Consider the following 17933-nt stretch of genomic DNA (forward strand, 5'->3'; position numbering starts at 1 on the left):
CGTGAGAGTGCGGTGGCGAACGTGGGGTTGGCGCGGCCGCACCGGGTTCGACAAGGTCGACCTGTACACGCGCGGCACGCTGTACAGCCTGATGTGGATCGCGGTGCTGATCCAGGTCCTGATGTCCGTGACGCGGCCCGTGCGCGGTGCGGCCCCCGCCGCGTTGATCGCCCTGACGATCCTGCTCGCGGTCGCCCAGGGGATCTGCGGGACGATGCTGGCTGCCAGGGGGCTGGCGAGGTATCTGGGCCAGGGGACCCTGGACCGGCGGCTGGTCGCTGTCGGGGCCGTGTCGCTGGTGACGAACGTGGCGGCGGTGCTGGCCCTCGCCGCCTGCACGGGCATGCGCGAGTTCCCCGAACCGGGATATGTGCTCAGCGCCTGTGTGGTGCCGTTCTCCTGCGCGTTCGTGCTCATCGTGCCGGGCTGGGTCTCGATGCTTCAGCAGGCCACCGTCTCGGCCGCGGTGTCCGCCGCGGTGGGACTGCTCGGCGGCGGCGGTGCGCTGGTGGCCGTCGCCCTTCTCACGACGGCGTTCGGCGGCGGGACGATGGCGGTCACCACGCGCGTGTCCGCCTGGACGCTGAGTGTGATGTGGAAGCTCCGTGAGGCGAAGGACATGGAGGCGCGGCTGGCCGTCGCCGAGGAGCGGCTGCGGTTCGGCCGGGACATGCACGACGTCCTGGGCCGGAATCTCGCCGTGATCGCGCTGAAGGGCGAGCTGGCGGTGGAGCTGGCCCAACGCGGGAATCCGGCGGCCGTGGACCAGATGGTCGAGGTGATGCGCATCGCCCGCACCTCGCAGCAGGAGGTGCGCGACGTCGTACGCGGATACCGGGAGGCCGATCTGAGCACGGAACTGGCCGGCGCGCGGGGGGTGTTGAGGGCGGCCGGGATCGCGTGCGCGGTGGAGGGCGACGAGGGTCGTCCGCTGCCCGCGCCGGTGCAGTCGGCGCTCGGCTGGGTGGTGCGGGAGGCGGCGACCAATGTGCTGCGGCACGGCGATCCGCGGCACTGCACGATCCGGCTCCGCGCCTCGGTGGACGCGGTGGTGCTGGAGGTGGAGAACGACGGGGCCCCGCGGGCCGGCTCAGAACCGGGCGGGTCCGGGTTGGCCGGACTGCGCGAGCGGCTCCGGGCGCTCGACGGCTCGCTGGACGCGGGCCCGGCGGGGAACGGACTGTTCCGGCTGACGGCCGAGATCCCGCTGCCGCGCACGGCTGCCGCGCTTGTGGAGGAACGACGATGACGGCTGTACGGGTGCTGCTCGCCGACGACGAGCACCTGATCCGGGGCGCGCTGGCCGCGCTGCTCGCCCTGGAGGACGATCTCGTGGTGGTCGCGGAGGCGGCGACCGGCCCGGAGGCACTGGCCATGGCGCGGGCCCACCGCCCCGATGTGGCGGTCCTCGATCTGGAGATGCCGGGCGCCGACGGTGTGAGTGTGGCCACATCCCTGCGGGCCGAACTTCCCGGCTGCCGGACGATGATCGTGACGAGTCACGGCCGGCCGGGACATCTGAAGCGGGCACTGGCCGCGGGGGTGCGGGCCTTCGTACCGAAGACGGTCAGCGCCCGCCAGCTGGCCGGGATCATCCGTACCGTGCACGCCGGAAACCGTTATGTGGACCCGGAGTTGGCGGCCGACGCGATCTCCGCCGGGGACTCGCCGCTGACCGCGCGCGAGGCCGAGGTGCTGGAACTGGCGGCGGACGGGGCGCCGGTCGCGGAGATCGCGGAACGCGCGTCGCTGTCGCAGGGAACCGTACGGAACTACCTCTCCGCGGCCGTATCGAAGCTCGGTGCGGAGAACCGTCACGCGGCGGCGCGTCTCGCCCGGGAGCGCGGATGGGTATAGTGGTCCTCGCGCTTCGGCGCTTGCGGACGTAGCTCAGTTGGTAGAGCGCAACCTTGCCAAGGTTGAGGTCGCCAGTTCGAACCTGGTCGTCCGCTCGGTTCAGCAAGAAGCCCCCGGTCTTTCGGCCGGGGGCTTCTTCGTGTTCCGGGAACCGCGTGCTGCTCCGCGTCCGGAAAACCGCCTACTGCCAGGGCGTGCCGGTGAGGAGTTCGTACGCCTCCAGGTACTTCGCCCGGGTCGCGTCCACGATCTCCTGGGGCAGCGCCGGGGGCGGCTGCTCGCTCCTGCGGTCCCAGCCCGAGGCCGGCGAGGTCAGCCAGTCGCGCACGAACTGCTTGTCGTAACTGGGCTGGGCCCGGCCCGGCTCCCACGCGGCCGCAGGCCAGAAGCGCGAGGAGTCCGGGGTCAGCACCTCGTCGGCGATGATCAGTTCCTCGCCGCCGCCGTCCGTGGGAGCGAAACCGAACTCGAACTTCGTGTCGGCGAGGATGATCCCGCGCTCGCGCGCGATGTCACGCGCCCTGCCGTACACGTCGAGTGTGGTGCGGCGCAGCTGGGCGGCGGTCTCCGCGCCGACCTGGCGGGCCACCTCCTCGTAGCTCACGTTCTCGTCGTGGTCCCCGACGGCCGCCTTGGTGGCGGGGGTGAAGATCGGTGCCGGCAGTTCGGAGCCGTCGACGAGGCCCTCGGGCAGCGCGAGGCCGCAGACCGTGCGGGACTCGTCGTACTCGACGAGCCCGGAGCCGGTGAGGTAGCCGCGGGCGACGCACTCGACCGGGACCATCCGCAGCGACCTGCAGATCAGCGTGCGGCCCTCCCAGTCCGCCGGAGCTCCGGCGGGGAGCTCCGTGGACAGCACGTGGTTCGGCACAAGATCGCTGAGCCGGTCGAACCACCACAGCGAGAGCCGGGTGAGCACCCGGCCCTTGTCCGGGATCTCGGTCGGCAGCACCCAGTCGTACGCGGACATCCGGTCGCTGGCGACCATGACGAGGTCGCCCGCCTCGTTCCGGTACAGGTCGCGCACCTTGCCGGTGTGAAGGTGGGTGAGCCCCGGGACCTGCACTGGCTCGGGCTTTTCTACAAATCCGGACACGCTGCCTCCGCGTAGGTTGATCCAGGAGTCGTTCCGATTCTCCCGTATCGGGGTGCGGTGGGGCGGAGCGGGGGCGTCCGTGGCGCCGGGCGCGGTGTCCTCAGTCGCGTTTGCAGATGCGGTCGAGGAGATTGGCGGTGGCGCGCTGGATGCGTGGGTCCACATGGCCGGGGCGGTCCAGGGCCGGGGACCAGGCGAAGGTGCCGGAGGCGAAGACGAGCGCGCCGGACGGGGCCCGGTACAGGGAGGTCTCCTGGTGGCGCTTGGCCCCGTCGTTGTCCCGGTACGGGGAGTGGGCGAGCAGGATGCGGTTCTCGTGCTCGGGAAGCGCGGTGCGCGGGAAGTAGCGGTCGGCCTCGCCCGCGACCAGGCCGTTGATCTCGTCGCCCTCGCCGGCGCCCGTCGCGTCCCACAGCCAGTGCTCGGCGTTCCGTACGACCAGGGGGTGCGGATCGGGGACGCGGCCCGCGTACTGGATGCCGAGGAGCTGCTGCTCCGGGCGGTCGATCTCGCGCCAGAGCGCGGGCCTTCCCGGGCCGCGGCGTTTGCGGCAGGTGAGCAGGCGGTCCGGGACACCGGAGGGCGACGGGGAGAGGCTGACCTGCCAGTACATGGTGTTGGCGGAGAGGAAGACGAGCGAGGTTCCGCCGTCGCGGGCGCGTTCGGCGGTACGGCGCATGGGCACCGACCAGTACTCGTCGTGGCCGGGGAAGACCAGGCCCCGGTAGCGGCCCGGGTCGATCCGGCCCGCGTGCAGATCACGGGTGTCGGCGTACGCGATGTCGTAGCCGTACCGCTCGGCCCAGCGGATGAAGTCGTAGGCATGGCCGACGTGGAGCGGCAGCCCGGCACCCGCGTACGGACGGTCGAAGGAGACGGTGACCGCGGCGTCCTCCTCGCCCAGGAGGCGGCCCCGCTCGTCCCACGCGTGGTAGAGGCTGGCACCTGTGTGGCCGTCCTCCGGGTAGAGGTTGTACGCCTGCCAGGTGATGTCCGGCAGGACCAGCAGCAGATCGGCCGGGTGCTCGTCGCGGACCGTGAACGGGATGTGGGAGCGGTACCCGTCGACCGTGGTCAGCACGGCTACGTACGCGCCGATCGACCAGTAGGAAGGGATCTGCAGCCGCCAGGACTGCCACCAGTGGTGGCAGGAGACCGTGCGGTCGGCGGTGAGCGGGGCGGGCTGGACGATGCCGGAGAGCCGGGGGCTCGTGGTGATCTTGGCGGCCCCGTCGCCCCCGTAGTGACCGATGCGGTAGATGTCCACGGAGAACTGCTGGGGCGGGTCCACGGTGATGTGGAAGTCGATCGCCTCGCCCGGGGCGGCGGCACCCGTGGAGATGAAGCCCTTGATCTGGCGGTGCACGTCGTCGGCCGTACGGGTGCCGCCGTCGGCTCCCCGGGCCAGAGTGGGGTCGGCGTACCAGGGGACGACGTGCCCGGTGTCGTCGAAGTAGTTCTCACTGCCGCGCAGCCAGGGCAGGGGGCCCTGGCCGAAGGGATCGGAGACGGCGTGCGCGAGGGCACCCGACTCCCATCGACGAATCTGCTCCGCCCCCATACCGCTTCCCTCCCACAGGCCCCGAGAACAGCTGATCGACGTCACGCCGGTCACGGGACGCCGGACGCGGGTGCCGAGCACCGGCACCGAACGCCGACGCCGATCACGGACGCCGATCGCCGACGGTGGTCCTGACCGTCGGCCGTTGCCGCTGACCGCATCCGGCCGTGCGCCATCGGTGCGCCAACAGTGATGTTCCGACTGTCAGCGTTGATCCCCAGCACATCACATAACGCATGCGGCCCGTCACCCTTCGTCGCTAATTGACGTGAACGGAACGTTTTCTTCCGGGTATTGGGGGCCGGCAGCCCCGGCAACGTTGCCGGTGGGCAGCTTGAGACGGGTGGGTCTGCCGTGGTGCGCGCCACCGCCGGGGGCCGGCGGTTCAGACGAGACGGATGGGTTTGTCGGTGCGCACGCCGACCGAGGCGAGCCATGACCGCAGCGGTGCCGCGTCCCCGTCCTCGACGAGACTGAGGACCGGACTGCCCAGATCCGCCCGGCGCTCGCCGTCGACCAGCAGCGCGGGGCCGTCGAGCCAATCGAGGCCGGGGGCCGCGCCCGCCGTGTCGACAGCGGCACAGCAGACCATCGCCGCGACGTGGTCGGCGAGCAGCTCCGTACCCGTACGGGGCGGCTGGAGCGGGAAGACCGGGAGGGAGTCGGGGCCCCAGAGGTCCAGGATGTTCCCGCCCGCGCCGACGGCACCCGGGGTGCCCGCCGGGCTCGACGCACCGCCGGCCGGTGGCCGCCGCTGGGCCGCCGCCTCCTCGCGGGCCACCGCGGCGCTGATCCCGGCCGCGAGCTCCTCGCCACTTAGGCCCCCGTCGGCCAGATGCTCGACGACACGGGCCAGCGTGGGCACCCCGGCATCGACGGAAAATGCGGGACGGCCCGGTCCGGAGGCGTCGGCGGCCGGTCCGGGCGCCACCCCCATCGAGTCCAGGACACGATGCAGCCGGGCGGCCTCGGTACGCCACTTCCGGTCGACCACCTCGTCCGGGTACTGCTGCCAGTCGACCGGCGACCAGTCGGGACCGGACTGGGCCGGTCCGCCGTGGAAGAGCCGGGCCGCCAGCAGCGATGCCGCCTCGTCGGCCGCGCCCGGTTCCTCCAGGAGGTCACAGGCGGGGCGCTCGCCGAGCCGGGAGGTGAATCCGTCGGCGAGCCGGTCGCGCCGGGAGAGCTCGGTGAGCGCGGACACGACACCCGCGTCCAGCCGGGACGGCCAGCGGCCCATCTGCCAGGCGGGCAGCGCGACCCGGGTGAGCAGCCGGTCCCAGCCCGCGTAGGCGAGACCGACCTGTTCCTGCGCGACGATCCGAAGACCGTAGTCCACGCCCTGTGCACGAACCGACGCGGCGGCGGCGACGCCCCGCTCCATCTCCGCCGCATGGCTGCGACAACTGCGCAGCAGCAACCGGGCGATCCAGCCGACGAAGAGGCGTGGCACTCTGCGCACCCCGGACAGCGGCCCCGGAACGGGCACGGCCGCGTCGGCGACCGCGCCGTCCAGCCCTCGTACGAAACGACGCGCCGCCGCTATGTCGGGATGCGCGGAGGGCCCCGTGCCCGCCACGACCGGGGCGAGCACCGCCCGTAGCTCCGCGACCCGCATCCACCACAGGAACGGCGAACCGATGACCAGCACGGGAGCCGCCTTCACCCGGCGCCGGACCCGGCCCGCGGAACGCGCTGCCCGATCGGCTCCAGGGCCCGTCGTGAGCTGCTGTGCGGTGGGATGGGTGCGGTCCTCCAGCCAGCTGTCGCAGTCGGGCGTGAGCGCTATCGCCGAGGGCGCGGGAACCCCGAGCCGTTCGGCGAGGTCCCTGACCAGGCGGTAAAGATCCGGGGCGGCTTCCTCCGCGAGCGGGACGGTCGGACTGATCGCCGGCCTCGCTCGTACGATCGCGACGCCGACCGCCGTGGCGATCAGGAGCACGACGACCGCGCAGGCCGTCACGGCCCAGCGCGCCGCGTCCCAGCCGGTGCCGACGGCATGGCCCTGGGCGCCCGCGACGAGCAGCACGACGGCGACCGCCGCCGGCAGGATGGCCGCGGCTCTCGCCCTGCTGCGGATGCGCAGCAGGGCGAGAGCTCGGGCGCGCGCACTCTGCGCGCCGAACTCCTCAGTTGTACCGGTACCGGACACGGCCGGACGTCACCCCCTCTGCCCCCGCGGCGGTGTTGTTCACTCCCCCACTGTGGCACCCGTCACTGACATCGCAATGCCAGTGAGCCATGTGCCGGAATGCTTGCGCCGCACCCTAGTTGGGGCCTCGGCGGGCGTCATCCGGATGGCTCAGTCGTCACTCGATGGAATGGCTTTGGGCAAAGGTGCTGACGCGCCGCCGTCCTTGGGGCAGCGACGCGTCGGTGGGTGTTCGCGGGGTCCGGCGAGTGGTCCACGGACCCCGTCCCGGTCTCAGGCTTCCGCGGCCTTCCTGGCAATGTCCGTGCGGAACTGCGAGCCGTCGAGCCGGATCCGGGCAACCGCCGTGTAAGCACGCTCACGAGCGGCCGCGAGGTCCTTTCCGGTCGCGGTCACGGACAGCACGCGGCCGCCCGCGCTGACGATCGTGTCGCCGTCCCGCCTGGTCCCGGCGTGCAGGACGTACGCGTCCGGGGCATCCTGCGCCGCCACGTCGTCGAGCCCTTCGATCGGGTCACCCGTCCGCGGCGTAGCCGGGTAGTTGTGCGAGGCGACGACCACGGTGACGGCGGCCTCGTCACGCCACTTGAGCGGGGGCAGCGCGTCGAGGGTGCCGTTGGCGGAGCCCAGCAGGACACCTGCCAGTGGAGTCTTCAGACGGGCCAGGACCACCTGGGTCTCGGGGTCACCGAAACGGGCGTTGAACTCGATCACCCGCACGCCGCGCGAGGTGATCGCGAGGCCCGCGTACAGCAGCCCGGAGAACGGCGTGCCGCGGCGCCGGAGCTCGTCGACGGTCGGCTGGAGCACCGACTGCATGACCTCGTCGACCAGCTTCGGGTCGGCCCACGGGAGCGGGGAGTACGCGCCCATGCCGCCGGTGTTCGGTCCCTCGTCGTCGTCCAGGGCGCGCTTGAAGTCCTGCGCGGGCTGGAGAGGCAGCACGGTGGTGCCGTCCGTGATCGCGAAGAGGCTGACCTCGGGGCCGTCGAGGAACTCCTCGATGACCACCCGGTCGCAGCCCAGGGCGTGGGCGCGGGCCGTCTCGACGTCGTCGGTGACGACGACGCCCTTTCCGGCGGCGAGCCCGTCGTCCTTGACGACGTACGGGGCGCCGAAGGCATCGAGGGCGGCGTCGATCTCGGCGTGAGTGGTGCAGACGTAGCTGCGGGCGGTCGGGACGCCCGCCCCGGCCATCACGTCCTTGGCGAACGCCTTGGAGCCCTCCAGCTGAGCCGCCTCACCCGAGGGGCCGAAGCAGGGAATGCCCACGGCACGCACGGCGTCGGCGACCCCGGCGACGAGCGGCGCCTCCGGGCCGACGACCACCAGTTCGGCGCCCAGGTCGGCGGCGAGACGCGCGACGGCGTCACCGTCGAGAGCGTCGACCGGGTGCAGTTCGGCCACCTCCGCGATGCCGGCGTTGCCGGGAGCGCAGTACAGAGCGGTGACGTCGGGGTCGAGGGAGAGAGAGCGGCACAGGGCGTGTTCGCGGGCGCCGCCGCCGATGACGAGGACCTTCACGGGGTGCAGCCTAACCGCCGGGGCACGGCGGCCTCGACGGACGCCGCTCCGTGGACACCCGGGGTGCGCGACCGCGGCCTCGCGACCACGCGCCCCGCGCGACCGGGAACCGCGTCCGGGAGCGGTGCCCGGCTGCCCCGGCTATTCGTTGGTGAACTCCTCCACGACCGTGGCGCCCAGCTCTCGGACGATCAGGTCGTGCCCGGAGAGCGCCGAGTCGACAAGGTCCGGGTCGTCCGCCTCGGGGATGTCGTCCTCGGGAGCGACCGGGCGCGGGGGCTCGGGCGCGGAGTACGACGGCGGGGCGGGCTCCGCGGCGGGAGCGGACCTCGGCTGCTGGGTCGGGGCGGGGGCGGTCCGGGGTTCGTACTGCTGCTGAGGCGCGGGGGCCGGGCGCTGCGCGACGGGCGGCGCGGCGGTTGGGCGACCGCCACCGGTCTGCGGGGGCGCTCCGGCGCCGCCAGACGGGTCGACGATCGCCTCGATCTTCCACTGCGCGTTGAACCGCTCGGCGAGGGCCTGCTTCAGCACGTCCTCGCTGCCACTGCTCGCGAAGTTGTCGCGGGCGCCCGCGTTCAGGAAGCCGATCTGCAGGGTGGTGCCGTCGAAACCGGTGACCTGGGCGTTCTGGCTGAGCAGGATCCAGGTGAACCGGCGGCGGTTCTTCACGGCCTCCAGGATGTCCGGCCACATGGTGCGTACCTGGCCGGCGCCCTGTGTCATTCCCGGGTTCGGCTCGGCGGCGGGCGCCGGAGCGGCGCTCGGCTGCTGGGCCTGAGCGGGGGCGGCCTGCGGGGCCGGCGACCGGCCGGGGGCGGAAGCGGTCGGCCAGCCGCCGGGACGGCGGCCGGACTCCGGCGCGGCGGCGGTGGGCCAGGCACCGGGACGCTGACCGCCCGCGGAAACCGGGGCCCCGGCCGGTGGCTGAGGCGCGGCGGCAGCGGCGGGGGCCGGGGGCTGCGCGGGGGCCGGGGGCTGCGCGGGGGCCGGGGGCGCTGCGGCAGGTGCGGGCGGCGCCACGGGGGCGGGAGCCTCGCCCCGTACCGCCGCACGCGCGGCAGCGGGTCCGGCGCCGGGCTGCACGGCCGGCGCGACGGGGACGGGGGCATGAGCGTGGGCCAGTGCCTCCGGCCCCGGCGCATACCCCATGGCGGGGCCCGTACCGGCGGTCGCGAAGGACGCGCCACGCTCCAGCCGGTCCAGCCGCGCCTGCAGCGAACGCTCGTCGTCGAAGGCCGCGGGCAGCAGCACCCGGGCGCAGATCAGCTCGACCTGGAGGCGCGGCGAGGTCGCCCCGCGCATCTCCGTCAGTCCCTCGTTGACCAGGTCGGCGGCGCGGCTCAGCTCGGCGGCGCCGAAGACGGACGCCTGAGCCTGCATCCGCTCGACGACATCGGCGGGTGCGTCGATCAGCCCCTTCTCCCCGGCGTCCGGAACGGCGGCCAGGATCACCAGGTCACGCAGGCGCTCCAGGAGGTCGGCGACGAAACGGCGCGGGTCGTTGCCGCCCTCGATCACCCGGTCCACGACCTCGAACGCCGCGGCCCCGTCGCCCGCCGCGAAGGCGTCCACGATCGAGTCCAGCAGCGAGCCGTCCGTATAACCGAGCAGCGCGGTCGCCATGGCATATGTCACACCGTCGTCGCCCGCGCCGGCCAGCAGCTGGTCCATCACCGACATCGAGTCACGCACGGAACCGGCCCCGGCGCGCACGACGAGCGGCAGCACACCGTCCTCGACCGGGCTGTTCTCCTTGCCGCAGACCTCCGCGAGGTACTCGCGCAGCGTGCCCGGCGGGACGAGACGGAACGGGTAGTGGTGCGTACGCGACCGGATGGTGCCGATGACCTTCTCGGGCTCGGTGGTCGCGAAGATGAACTTGAGATGCTCGGGCGGCTCCTCGACCACCTTCAGCAGGGCGTTGAACCCCGCTGACGTGACCATGTGCGCCTCGTCGATGATGTAGATCTTGTAACGACTCGACGCGGGACCGAAGAACGCCTTCTCCCGCAGATCACGGGCGTCGTCCACGCCACCGTGCGACGCGGCGTCGATCTCGATCACATCGATCGATCCCGGCCCGTTGCGCGCGAGGTCCCGGCAGGACTGGCACTCCCCGCAAGGCGTGGGTGTCGGGCCCTGCTCGCAGTTCAGGCAACGGGCGAGGATGCGCGCGCTGGTCGTCTTGCCGCAACCCCGCGGACCGCTGAACAGGTACGCGTGATTGACCCGGTTGTTCCGCAGGGCCTGCTGCAGCGGGTCAGTGACATGCTCCTGCCCGATGACCTCGGCGAACGACTCGGGGCGATAGCGGCGGTACAGCGCAAGGGACGACACACATACGAGGTTATCCGGGCCGACTGACAAGCGGCCCCGGACGGGACGAAGCCCCGCCCCGCACTCTCCCCGGAAACACAAGGGCCCCCCACGCACCCGCCAGAGCCGACCTACCCTTGCTGCCTTCCGGCCCTGGGGGAGTTCAGTCAGATAGCGCCACGTGAGGGGCTGACGCCCACCTTAGCCGATCCCCACCCCCGACGGTCCACTGCCCCACCCTCCCGAACCTCCCCGGACGAGCCCGAGCGGATCTTGAGGGGAAGGGGTTCGCGAGCACTCCTCAACGTCTTGTATTGTTTGCCGCGGAGGATTCGCCTAGTGGCCTAGGGCGCACGCTTGGAAAGCGTGTTGGGGGCAACCCCTCACGAGTTCGAATCTCGTATCCTCCGCCATTGCTCTCACCGGGCAATACGTCGAAGGGCCCCGCAGCTTGCTGCGGGGCCCTTCGACGTTGGTGGTCTCAGTTTTGGTCTCAGTTGGCCGACGAGGTCCTGGTAGATCCGCCAGGACAGAAGGACGGCGGATGTCCGGGCGCCGCTCTGCCCTGCCGGGACCTCGAAGAGGCCAGGGTCCGGCGCCCTCTCGTTGCTGCCGGTATGGAGAAACGAGCTCGACGTAGGCGTGCTGGCGTCGGACTACCAACGGATCATGCGCGTCCTGAGCCTGTCGTAAGCGATCGCGCGGTGGCCCCACCGCCTGGCAGCTCGCACTGGCCTGGAGGTGGTCCTGGCGAGGACCGAGAAGGTGCGGTCAAAGACAAACGCGGCTCGCGGAGAGGCGGCCTTCCCCGACTGAGAGTCGACGAACCGACCGATCATGACGATGGCCTCTGCCATGCTTGACCAACACCACCGGCAGTAAGAGAGCAGGGCTGAGTTGAGCACCCTCGGTAACTTCGTCTGGTCGATCGCCGACCAGCTGCGAGGCGTCTACAGGCCACACCAGTACGGCGGCATCATCCTCCCGTTCACAATCCTGCGGCGGCTGGACTGCCTCCTCTCGCCGACCCATGACGAGGTCCGCGCGCTGGCCAAGGAGTTCGGCGGTGGTGCCTTGGATGTCCAGGTCAAGCGCAAGACCGGCCTGACCTTCTACAACACCTCTCAGTATGACTTCGCCCGACTACTCGAAGACCCCGAGGGCCTGCGCGCCAACCTGATCGACTACATCTCGCACTTCTCCGGCAACATCGACGTCTTCGAGCGCTTCGGCTTCGAGGCTGAGATCAACAAGCTTGACGAGAAGAACCGGCTGTACTTGATCGTCTCGAAGTTCGCCGAGGTCGACCTGCACCCCGAAACCGTCCCCAACGCGGCGATGGGCGACCTGTACGAGCACCTCATCTACAAGTTCGCGGAAGCCTCCAACGAGGAGGCCGGCGAGCACTACACTCCGCGCGACGCGATCCGTCTCATGGTCGACCTGCTGTTTGCGGAGGAAAACGAGGCCCTGCTGGAGCCGGGCACCATCCGTACTATCTACGACCCCACCGCCGGCACGGGCGGCATGCTCTCAGTAGCCGAGGAGCGCCTGCTGGAGCGCAACTCTCAGGCCCGCCTGCGCCTGTACGGGCAGGAGATCAACGACCTCTCCTACGCCATCTGCAAGTCCGACATGATCGGCAAGGGGCAGGAAGTCAGCAACATTCGCCTCGGTGACACCCTGGCCGACGACAAATTCTTCGACAAGACCTTCGACTTCTGCATGTCCAACCCGCCCTACGGGGTGGACTGGAAAGCCTCGGAGGCCGCGGTCAAGGAGGAGCGCACCAAGGGCGGTCCCAATGGCCGCTTCGCCCCCGGTCTGCCGCCAGTCTCGGACGGCCAGATGCTCTTCCTGCTGCACCTAGCCCACAAAATGCGCCCCGCGCACGAGGGCGGAGGCCGCGCAGGCATCGTCTTGAACGGCTCCTCGCTGTTCACCGGCGCCGCCGAGTCCGGCCCGTCGGAGATCCGCCGCTGGCTGCTGGAAAAGGACCTGGTGGACGCAATCATCGCGTTGCCCACCGACATGTTTTTCAACACCGGCATCGCCACGTACATCTGGCTACTGGACAACACCAAGCAGAGCGAACGGCGCGGCAAGGTCCAGCTGATCGACGCCTCCAGCATGTGGAACAAGATGCGCAAGGGGATGGGCTCCAAGCGCAAGGAAGTCGACGCGGCCGCCCGCGAGTGGATCGTGAAGCTGTACGACGCCTTCGCCGAGACCGAGCAATCCAAGATGCTACAGAACACCGACTTCGGGTACTGGACGATCACCGTCGAGCACCCTCTACGTCTGAACTTTTCAGCCTCCCGCGCCGCCAACCTGGACGACAAGGCACTGGCCAAGGCGTTGGGCAAGGACACTGAGCCAGCACCATTCCTGACTGTGCTGGCAGGCATGGGCGAGCAGACCTACCTGAGCCAAGACAGGTTCATCGAAGCCGTCCGTGAGGAATTCGCTGCAGCCGGGGTGAAGCTGACCCCAGCCCAGTACCGCCACCTGGCCACGGCTCTAGGCGAACCCGACGAGTCGGCAGAGATCATCACGGATTCCAAGGGCAACCCCGAGCCCGACACCTCCAAGCGCGACACAGAAAACGTCCCGTTCACTTACGGCGGCAACCTGCTCGGCGATGCCAGTCGGGACGAGACTGTTAGGGCTTATTTCGATGCCGAGGTGGCCCCGCACGTACCGGACGCCTGGATCGACACGAAGAAGACGAAGGTCGGCTACGAGATCCCCTTCACCCGAGTCTTCTACACGTACACCCCGCCGCGCGCGTTGGAGGAGATCGACCACGATCTAGAGGAGCAGATCGCCAAGATCATGGGTCTACTGCGAAAGGTGGAGCACCTGTGATTGGGTACGGATCTATTAGTGCTTCACGGTCGCCATGGATCGGATCTATTCCATCGCACTGGATTATCAGTAAGTTCCGACATCAAGTTCGGATTAACGGCGGGCAGGTAAATCCCCAACGTTCACCATGGCGCGAGATGACTCTTATCGCCCCGAACCACATCGAACGTAACACAGGGCGCCTACTGGCTGAAGAGAGCGCCGAGGAACAGGGCGCCGACAGCGGGAAATACCTTGTCCAGGCAGGCCAGGTGATTTACTCGAAGATCCGCCCTGGGCTCAACAAGGCGACGATCGCTCCATCGGATTGCCTGTGTAGCGCGGACATGTATGCGCTCTCGTTTCGAGAGGGAGTCGACACTCGATTTGCGCTTTACTATATTTTGGCGCGACCGTTTCACACTTTCACCTCCCTGCTCTCGGCACGCGTCAAGATGCCTAAGATCAATCGGGAAGAGCTCGGGGACGCGCCTTGGGTTGTGCCGCCACTTGATGAGCAGCAGGCCATTGCCGATTACCTCGACCGTGAAACCACACAGATCGACACCTTGATCGCCGAACAGCAGCAACTCGTTAGACTCATGAGAGAGCGGCGCGGAGCTGCTGTTGACCTCCTCCTAGAAGGAGCTAGCGAATGCGAACAGGCGCCACTTCGATACATAACGGAAGATATCACCGTCGGTATCGTCGTTCAGCCGTCGCAATGGTACGTCGACAATGGCATTCCTGCTCTTCGGGGAGTGAATGTTAAGTCAGAGCGTATCGTTCTGGATGACCTAGTGTTTATTTCCAGCGAAGGCCATAAGCGCTATCATAAGTCCCAACTCTCGGCCGGTGACGTGGTCGTAGTCCGCACCGGGCAGTCGGGGGTTGCAGCCGTCATCCCTAAGTCGCTGGATGGGGCAAACGCAATCGACCTGCTGGTACTTAAGCCCGGCAATCGATTGCTTGGCCCTTTCCTCGAGATGGCCCTCAACGCGCCCGCTACGCGGGAACGGTCATCCGTCGAAGTTGTGGGTAGCATCCAGGGGCATCTGAACGTTACTGCCCTTCGTGCTCTCACCATCCCGGTACCTCCTGTCGATAAGCAGCAGGAAATGGTTGATCGCTGGCGCGAGCAGGCAGAGAATATCGACACGTTGATTGCCGAGTCAGAACGGCTAATTGAACTGTCCCAAGAGCGACGTGGTGCTCTGATCACTGCGGCTGTGACCGGCCAGATCGACGTCCGGCAGGAGCACTGATGGCCCAGCACAACGAGATCGAGTTCGAGAAGGAGCTGTGCGAGTACCTAGCCAACCAAGGCTGGTTGTACTCCGAGGACGACACTGGCTACGACCGTGAGCGTGCCCTGTTCCCAGAGGACCTCTTCGGGTGGCTCCAGGACACGCAGCCGATCGAGCTGGCCAAGGTCATCAAGGCCGGCGCCACGGACGAGGCCAAGCAGCGCGAGCAAGTACTGGACCGGCTGGTGAAGTTCCTCGCGATCGACATGGAGAACGGTGGCGGCACTCTCAACGTGCTGCGCCACGGGTTCAAGCACTTGTCGGCCAAGCTGCGCATGTGCCAATTCAAGCCCGAGTCCGCCCTGAATGCCACGACGGTGGCGGACTACGAGAAGGTCCGCCTGCGCGTGATGAGGCAGGTCCACTTCTCCACGGCTGACCAGCGCAGCGTCGACCTGGTGTTCTTCGTCAACGGCCTGCCAGTGGCCACGGCCGAGCTGAAGACCGACTTCACGCAGACGGTCGAGGACGCCAAGCTGCAGTACAGGACCAGTCGCCACCCGAAGGACCCCGGCACGAAGCACGTGCAGCCGCTGTTCACCTCCGGACGGGGCGCGGTGGTCCACTTCGCGGTGTCCAACGACGAGGTCTGGATGACCACGAAGCTGGCCAGCGAGAAGACGTTCTTCCTGCCGTTCAACCGGGGCACCGAGGACGGTGGGGCTGGCAACCCGCTCAACCCGGAGGGGTCGCCGTCGTCCTATCTGTGGGAGCGGGTGCTGCAGCGGGACGCGTGGCTGAACATCTTCGGCCGGTTCATGTACATCAAGCACGACCGGCACACCGATCCGATCTCCGGCAAGGTGACACGGTCGGCAACACTGCGCTTCCCTCGCTTCCACCAGTGGGAGGCCGTCGCCAAGGTCACCGACGCCGTGATCGAGGAAGGCGCCGGCCACCGGTACCTGATCCAGCATTCGGCGGGCTCAGGCAAGACCGACTCGATCTCCTGGCTGTCCCACCGCCTAGCGCGCCTGCAGGTGGACAACACCAAGGTCTTCGACTCGGTCATCGTGGTCACCGACCGCACTGTGCTGGACGGACAGCTGCAGGACGCGATCAAGCAGATCGACAACGACCAGGGCATCGTGCTGGCCATCGACCGGAAGCAGGCCGCCCGCGAGGGATCTTCCAAGTCGGGGATGCTGGCGAAGGCCCTCGCCGACGGCAAGCTGATCATCGTCGTCACGATCCAGACCTTCCCCCACGCGATGGCCGAGATCCGGAAGTCCAAGGGCCTGAAGGGCAAGAGATTTGCCGTCATCGCCGACGAGGCGCACTCCTCTCAGTCCGGGCAGGTCGCCAACAAGCTGAAAGCCGTGCTGACGTCCAAAGAACTCGAAGAGATCGAGGAGAGCGGCGAGGTCGACGTCGAGTCGGTCCTGGCTGCAGAGGCATCCGATCGGGCCGCCAGCGAGAACATCTCCTACTTCGCGTTCACCGCCACACCCAAGGGCAAGACGCTGGAGCTCTTCGGCCGGGTCGCCGACGGCACGGATCTGCCGCCGCAGCCGTTCCATGTGTACTCGATGAAGCAGGCCATCGAGGAGGGCTTCATCCTCGACGTTCTTCGGGGCTACCACTCGTTCAAGCTGGCCTTCCAGGTTGGTCAGAACGCTGCCAGCGGCAACTCGGAGGTCGACCAGAGCGAGGCGACCAAGCAGGTCATGCGGTGGGTGAAGCTCCATCCGCAGACCGTCGCGCAGAAGGCCGCAATCATTGTCGAGCACTTCCGCTCCAACGTCGCGCATCTGCTGGACGGACACGCCAAGGCGATGGTCGTGGCCGACTCCCGCAGGGGTGCCGTGCGCTTCAAGCTCGAAATCGACGACTACATAGCCAAGAAGGGCCTGGGCTACGGCACCCTGGTCGCCTTCTCCGGCAAGGTCGATGACCCCGATTCTGGACCGGCGGACTTCACCGAAGCCTCGATGAACCCGGGCATACACGACCTGCGGACCGCGTTCAAGGGCGACGAATACAAAGTCATGATCGTCGCGAACAAGTTCCAGACTGGCTTCGACCAGCCACTGCTGTGTGCCATGTACGTCGACCGGCTGCTGTCGGGCGTAACGGCGGTGCAGACGCTCTCGCGCCTCAACCGCACGTACGTCACCCCGTCAGGCGTCCACAAGACGTCGGCGATGACGCAGATCGTGGACTTCGAGAACCCTCCGAACATCATCCAGGAGGCGTTCGAGCCGTACTACACCAACGCGCACCTGGAGCAGTCCACCGACCCGAACCTGGTGCACGACCTGTCCGCCAAGCTGGACACCTTCGGTATCTACACGCCCGCCGAGATCGACCAGTGCGCCGAAGCGTTCGTGAAAAACAAGGGCAACAACGCTCTGACGGCCGCAGTGAACCCAGGAAAGCAACGATTCCAGAACCGGTACACCGCTGCCCTTGCCGCGAGCGGCGGCGAGGGAGATAAGGCCGCCCTGGAAGAGCTCGACATGTTCCGCAAGGACGTCGGCAGTTTCGTTCGCCTCTACGACTTCATGAGCCAGATCATCGACTACGGCGACGCAGACCTGGAGAAGCGCAGCATCTACCTGCGGCTTCTGGCCCGCCGGATCCAGCCCGACAACTTCACGGCCCCGATCGACCTGTCCGACATCGCACTGCAGAAAGTCAAGCAGGTCGACAGGGGCAAGACCGACATAGCTCTCGGCGGGCAGGACATCGCACTCAAGGGTGTGTCGGGCGCGGGGTCGGCAGGCAAGAAGGACCCGAAGATGGTCGCCTTCCAGGCCGTCCTGGATCGGCTCAACGATCTCTTCGGCAACGAGGACTTCACGGCCACGCAAAAGGTGTCCTTCCTTGAGGCCCTCCTTGGCTCCCTGCTGGAAGACCAAGACCTCGTGCAACAGGCCAAGGTCAACAACCCCAACCAGTTCGCCGAGTCCCCGGACTTCGACGACGCCGTCACGGGGGCGGTCGCGGACAACCAGGGGGCACATAACAAGATGAGCGACTACTTCTTCACGAGCACCATTGGCAGGACGCAGTTGGTCGCCGAAGTCGCCAAGTGGTTCTACGCCGTCGTCCTCGATCAGACGGCGAAGGCCGATGACTCCACAGAGCCGACCCTTCAGTAAGGCGGGATGACAAGACGTTCGGAAGGCGAGTCCACCCGGTATACGCACGGGCGTGGGGGGGGGGGGGGGGGGGGGCCCGCCCGCCCCCCCCCCCCCCCCCCCGCCCGGGGGGCCCCCCCCCAAACACCACACCGGGTTGAGCGCGGGCAGCAGGGAGGGGCGGGGGGGC

Annotated in this window: 10 protein-coding genes, 2 tRNA genes and 1 other RNA gene; 7 read left to right on the forward strand and 6 right to left on the reverse strand. The window is 68.6% G+C overall.

Translation table 11 applies throughout. The features are described 5' to 3' along the window. The first annotated feature begins 1 nt into the window (after position 1). The 3 genes from ACF1B9_RS33385 (at position 2) to ACF1B9_RS33395 (ending at position 1952) form a co-directional block, all read left to right on the forward strand. Entirely contained in the window at positions 2–1249 is a 1248-nt protein-coding gene (locus ACF1B9_RS33385; protein ID WP_391795964.1) for a sensor histidine kinase, read from the forward strand. Beyond that, positions 1246–1857, forward strand: coding sequence for a response regulator (locus tag ACF1B9_RS33390; RefSeq protein WP_376218399.1), 612 nt, complete (start codon positions 1246–1248; stop codon positions 1855–1857). The genes ACF1B9_RS33385 and ACF1B9_RS33390 overlap by 4 nt, the downstream gene beginning before the upstream one ends. A 22-nt stretch (positions 1858–1879) precedes the next feature. Next, positions 1880–1952 (forward strand) — tRNA-Gly (locus ACF1B9_RS33395). Between the two features lie 86 nt (positions 1953–2038). Here the strand turns inward: ACF1B9_RS33395 and ACF1B9_RS33400 are convergent. The 6 genes from ACF1B9_RS33400 to ffs form a co-directional block, all read right to left on the reverse strand. Continuing rightward, complete coding sequence (locus tag ACF1B9_RS33400) at positions 2039–2953, reverse strand: phosphoribosylaminoimidazolesuccinocarboxamide synthase (RefSeq protein WP_391744855.1); 915 nt, start codon at positions 2951–2953, stop codon at positions 2039–2041. A gap of 100 nt (positions 2954–3053) precedes the next feature. After that, complete coding sequence (locus tag ACF1B9_RS33405) at positions 3054–4514, reverse strand: N,N-dimethylformamidase beta subunit family domain-containing protein (protein WP_391744857.1); 1461 nt, start codon at positions 4512–4514, stop codon at positions 3054–3056. 385 nt (positions 4515–4899) lie between these two features. Then, positions 4900–6666, reverse strand: a complete 1767-nt coding sequence (locus ACF1B9_RS33410) for a hypothetical protein (protein ID WP_391744859.1) — start codon at positions 6664–6666, stop codon at positions 4900–4902. A gap of 273 nt (positions 6667–6939) precedes the next feature. Next, complete coding sequence (gene purD, locus ACF1B9_RS33415; protein ID WP_391744861.1) at positions 6940–8190, reverse strand: phosphoribosylamine--glycine ligase; 1251 nt, start codon at positions 8188–8190, stop codon at positions 6940–6942. Between the two features lie 141 nt (positions 8191–8331). After that, positions 8332–10527 (reverse strand): DNA polymerase III subunit gamma and tau, encoded by a 2196-nt coding sequence (locus ACF1B9_RS33420; RefSeq protein WP_391744863.1) that lies wholly within the window; start codon positions 10525–10527, stop codon positions 8332–8334. Positions 10528–10603: 76 nt separating this feature from the next. After that, positions 10604–10700, reverse strand: an RNA gene (ffs, locus tag ACF1B9_RS33425) — signal recognition particle sRNA small type. A gap of 131 nt (positions 10701–10831) precedes the next feature. Here ffs and ACF1B9_RS33430 point away from each other — a divergent pair. From ACF1B9_RS33430 to ACF1B9_RS33445, 4 genes are all read left to right on the forward strand, one after another. After that, positions 10832–10919 (forward strand) — tRNA-Ser (locus ACF1B9_RS33430). A 484-nt stretch (positions 10920–11403) separates the two neighbouring features. Beyond that, on the forward strand, positions 11404–13374 hold the full coding sequence (locus tag ACF1B9_RS33435; protein WP_391744865.1) for an N-6 DNA methylase: 1971 nt from the start codon (positions 11404–11406) through the stop codon (positions 13372–13374). 137 nt (positions 13375–13511) lie between these two features. Then, a complete protein-coding gene (locus tag ACF1B9_RS33440) occupies positions 13512–14618 on the forward strand; it encodes a restriction endonuclease subunit S (RefSeq protein ID WP_391744867.1) in 1107 nt (368 codons plus the stop codon). Next, positions 14618–17764 carry a type I restriction endonuclease subunit R gene (locus ACF1B9_RS33445; RefSeq protein WP_391744869.1) on the forward strand — a complete coding sequence of 1049 codons (3147 nt, stop codon included), beginning with the start codon at positions 14618–14620 and terminating at the stop codon, positions 17762–17764. Before ACF1B9_RS33440 ends, ACF1B9_RS33445 begins: the two co-directional genes overlap by 1 nt. The last annotated feature ends 169 nt before the right edge of the window (positions 17765–17933 follow it).

The sequence above is a fragment of the Streptomyces sp. NPDC014727 genome (assembly GCF_043083485.1).
In the GTDB taxonomy this organism is placed as follows: domain Bacteria; phylum Actinomycetota; class Actinomycetes; order Streptomycetales; family Streptomycetaceae; genus Streptomyces.

Bases quoted from the DNA above. Each gene is read 5' to 3' on its own strand.
- ACF1B9_RS33390 (WP_376218399.1), top strand. From the start codon at position 1,246: ATGACGGCTGTACGGGTGCTGCTCGCCGACGACGAGCACCTGATCCGG.
- ACF1B9_RS33405 (WP_391744857.1), bottom strand. From the start codon at position 4,514: ATGGGGGCGGAGCAGATTCGTCGATGGGAGTCGGGTGCCCTCGCGCAC.
- ACF1B9_RS33440 (WP_391744867.1), top strand. From the start codon at position 13,512: ATGACTCTTATCGCCCCGAACCACATCGAACGTAACACAGGGCGCCTA.
- ACF1B9_RS33445 (WP_391744869.1), top strand. From the start codon at position 14,618: ATGGCCCAGCACAACGAGATCGAGTTCGAGAAGGAGCTGTGCGAGTAC.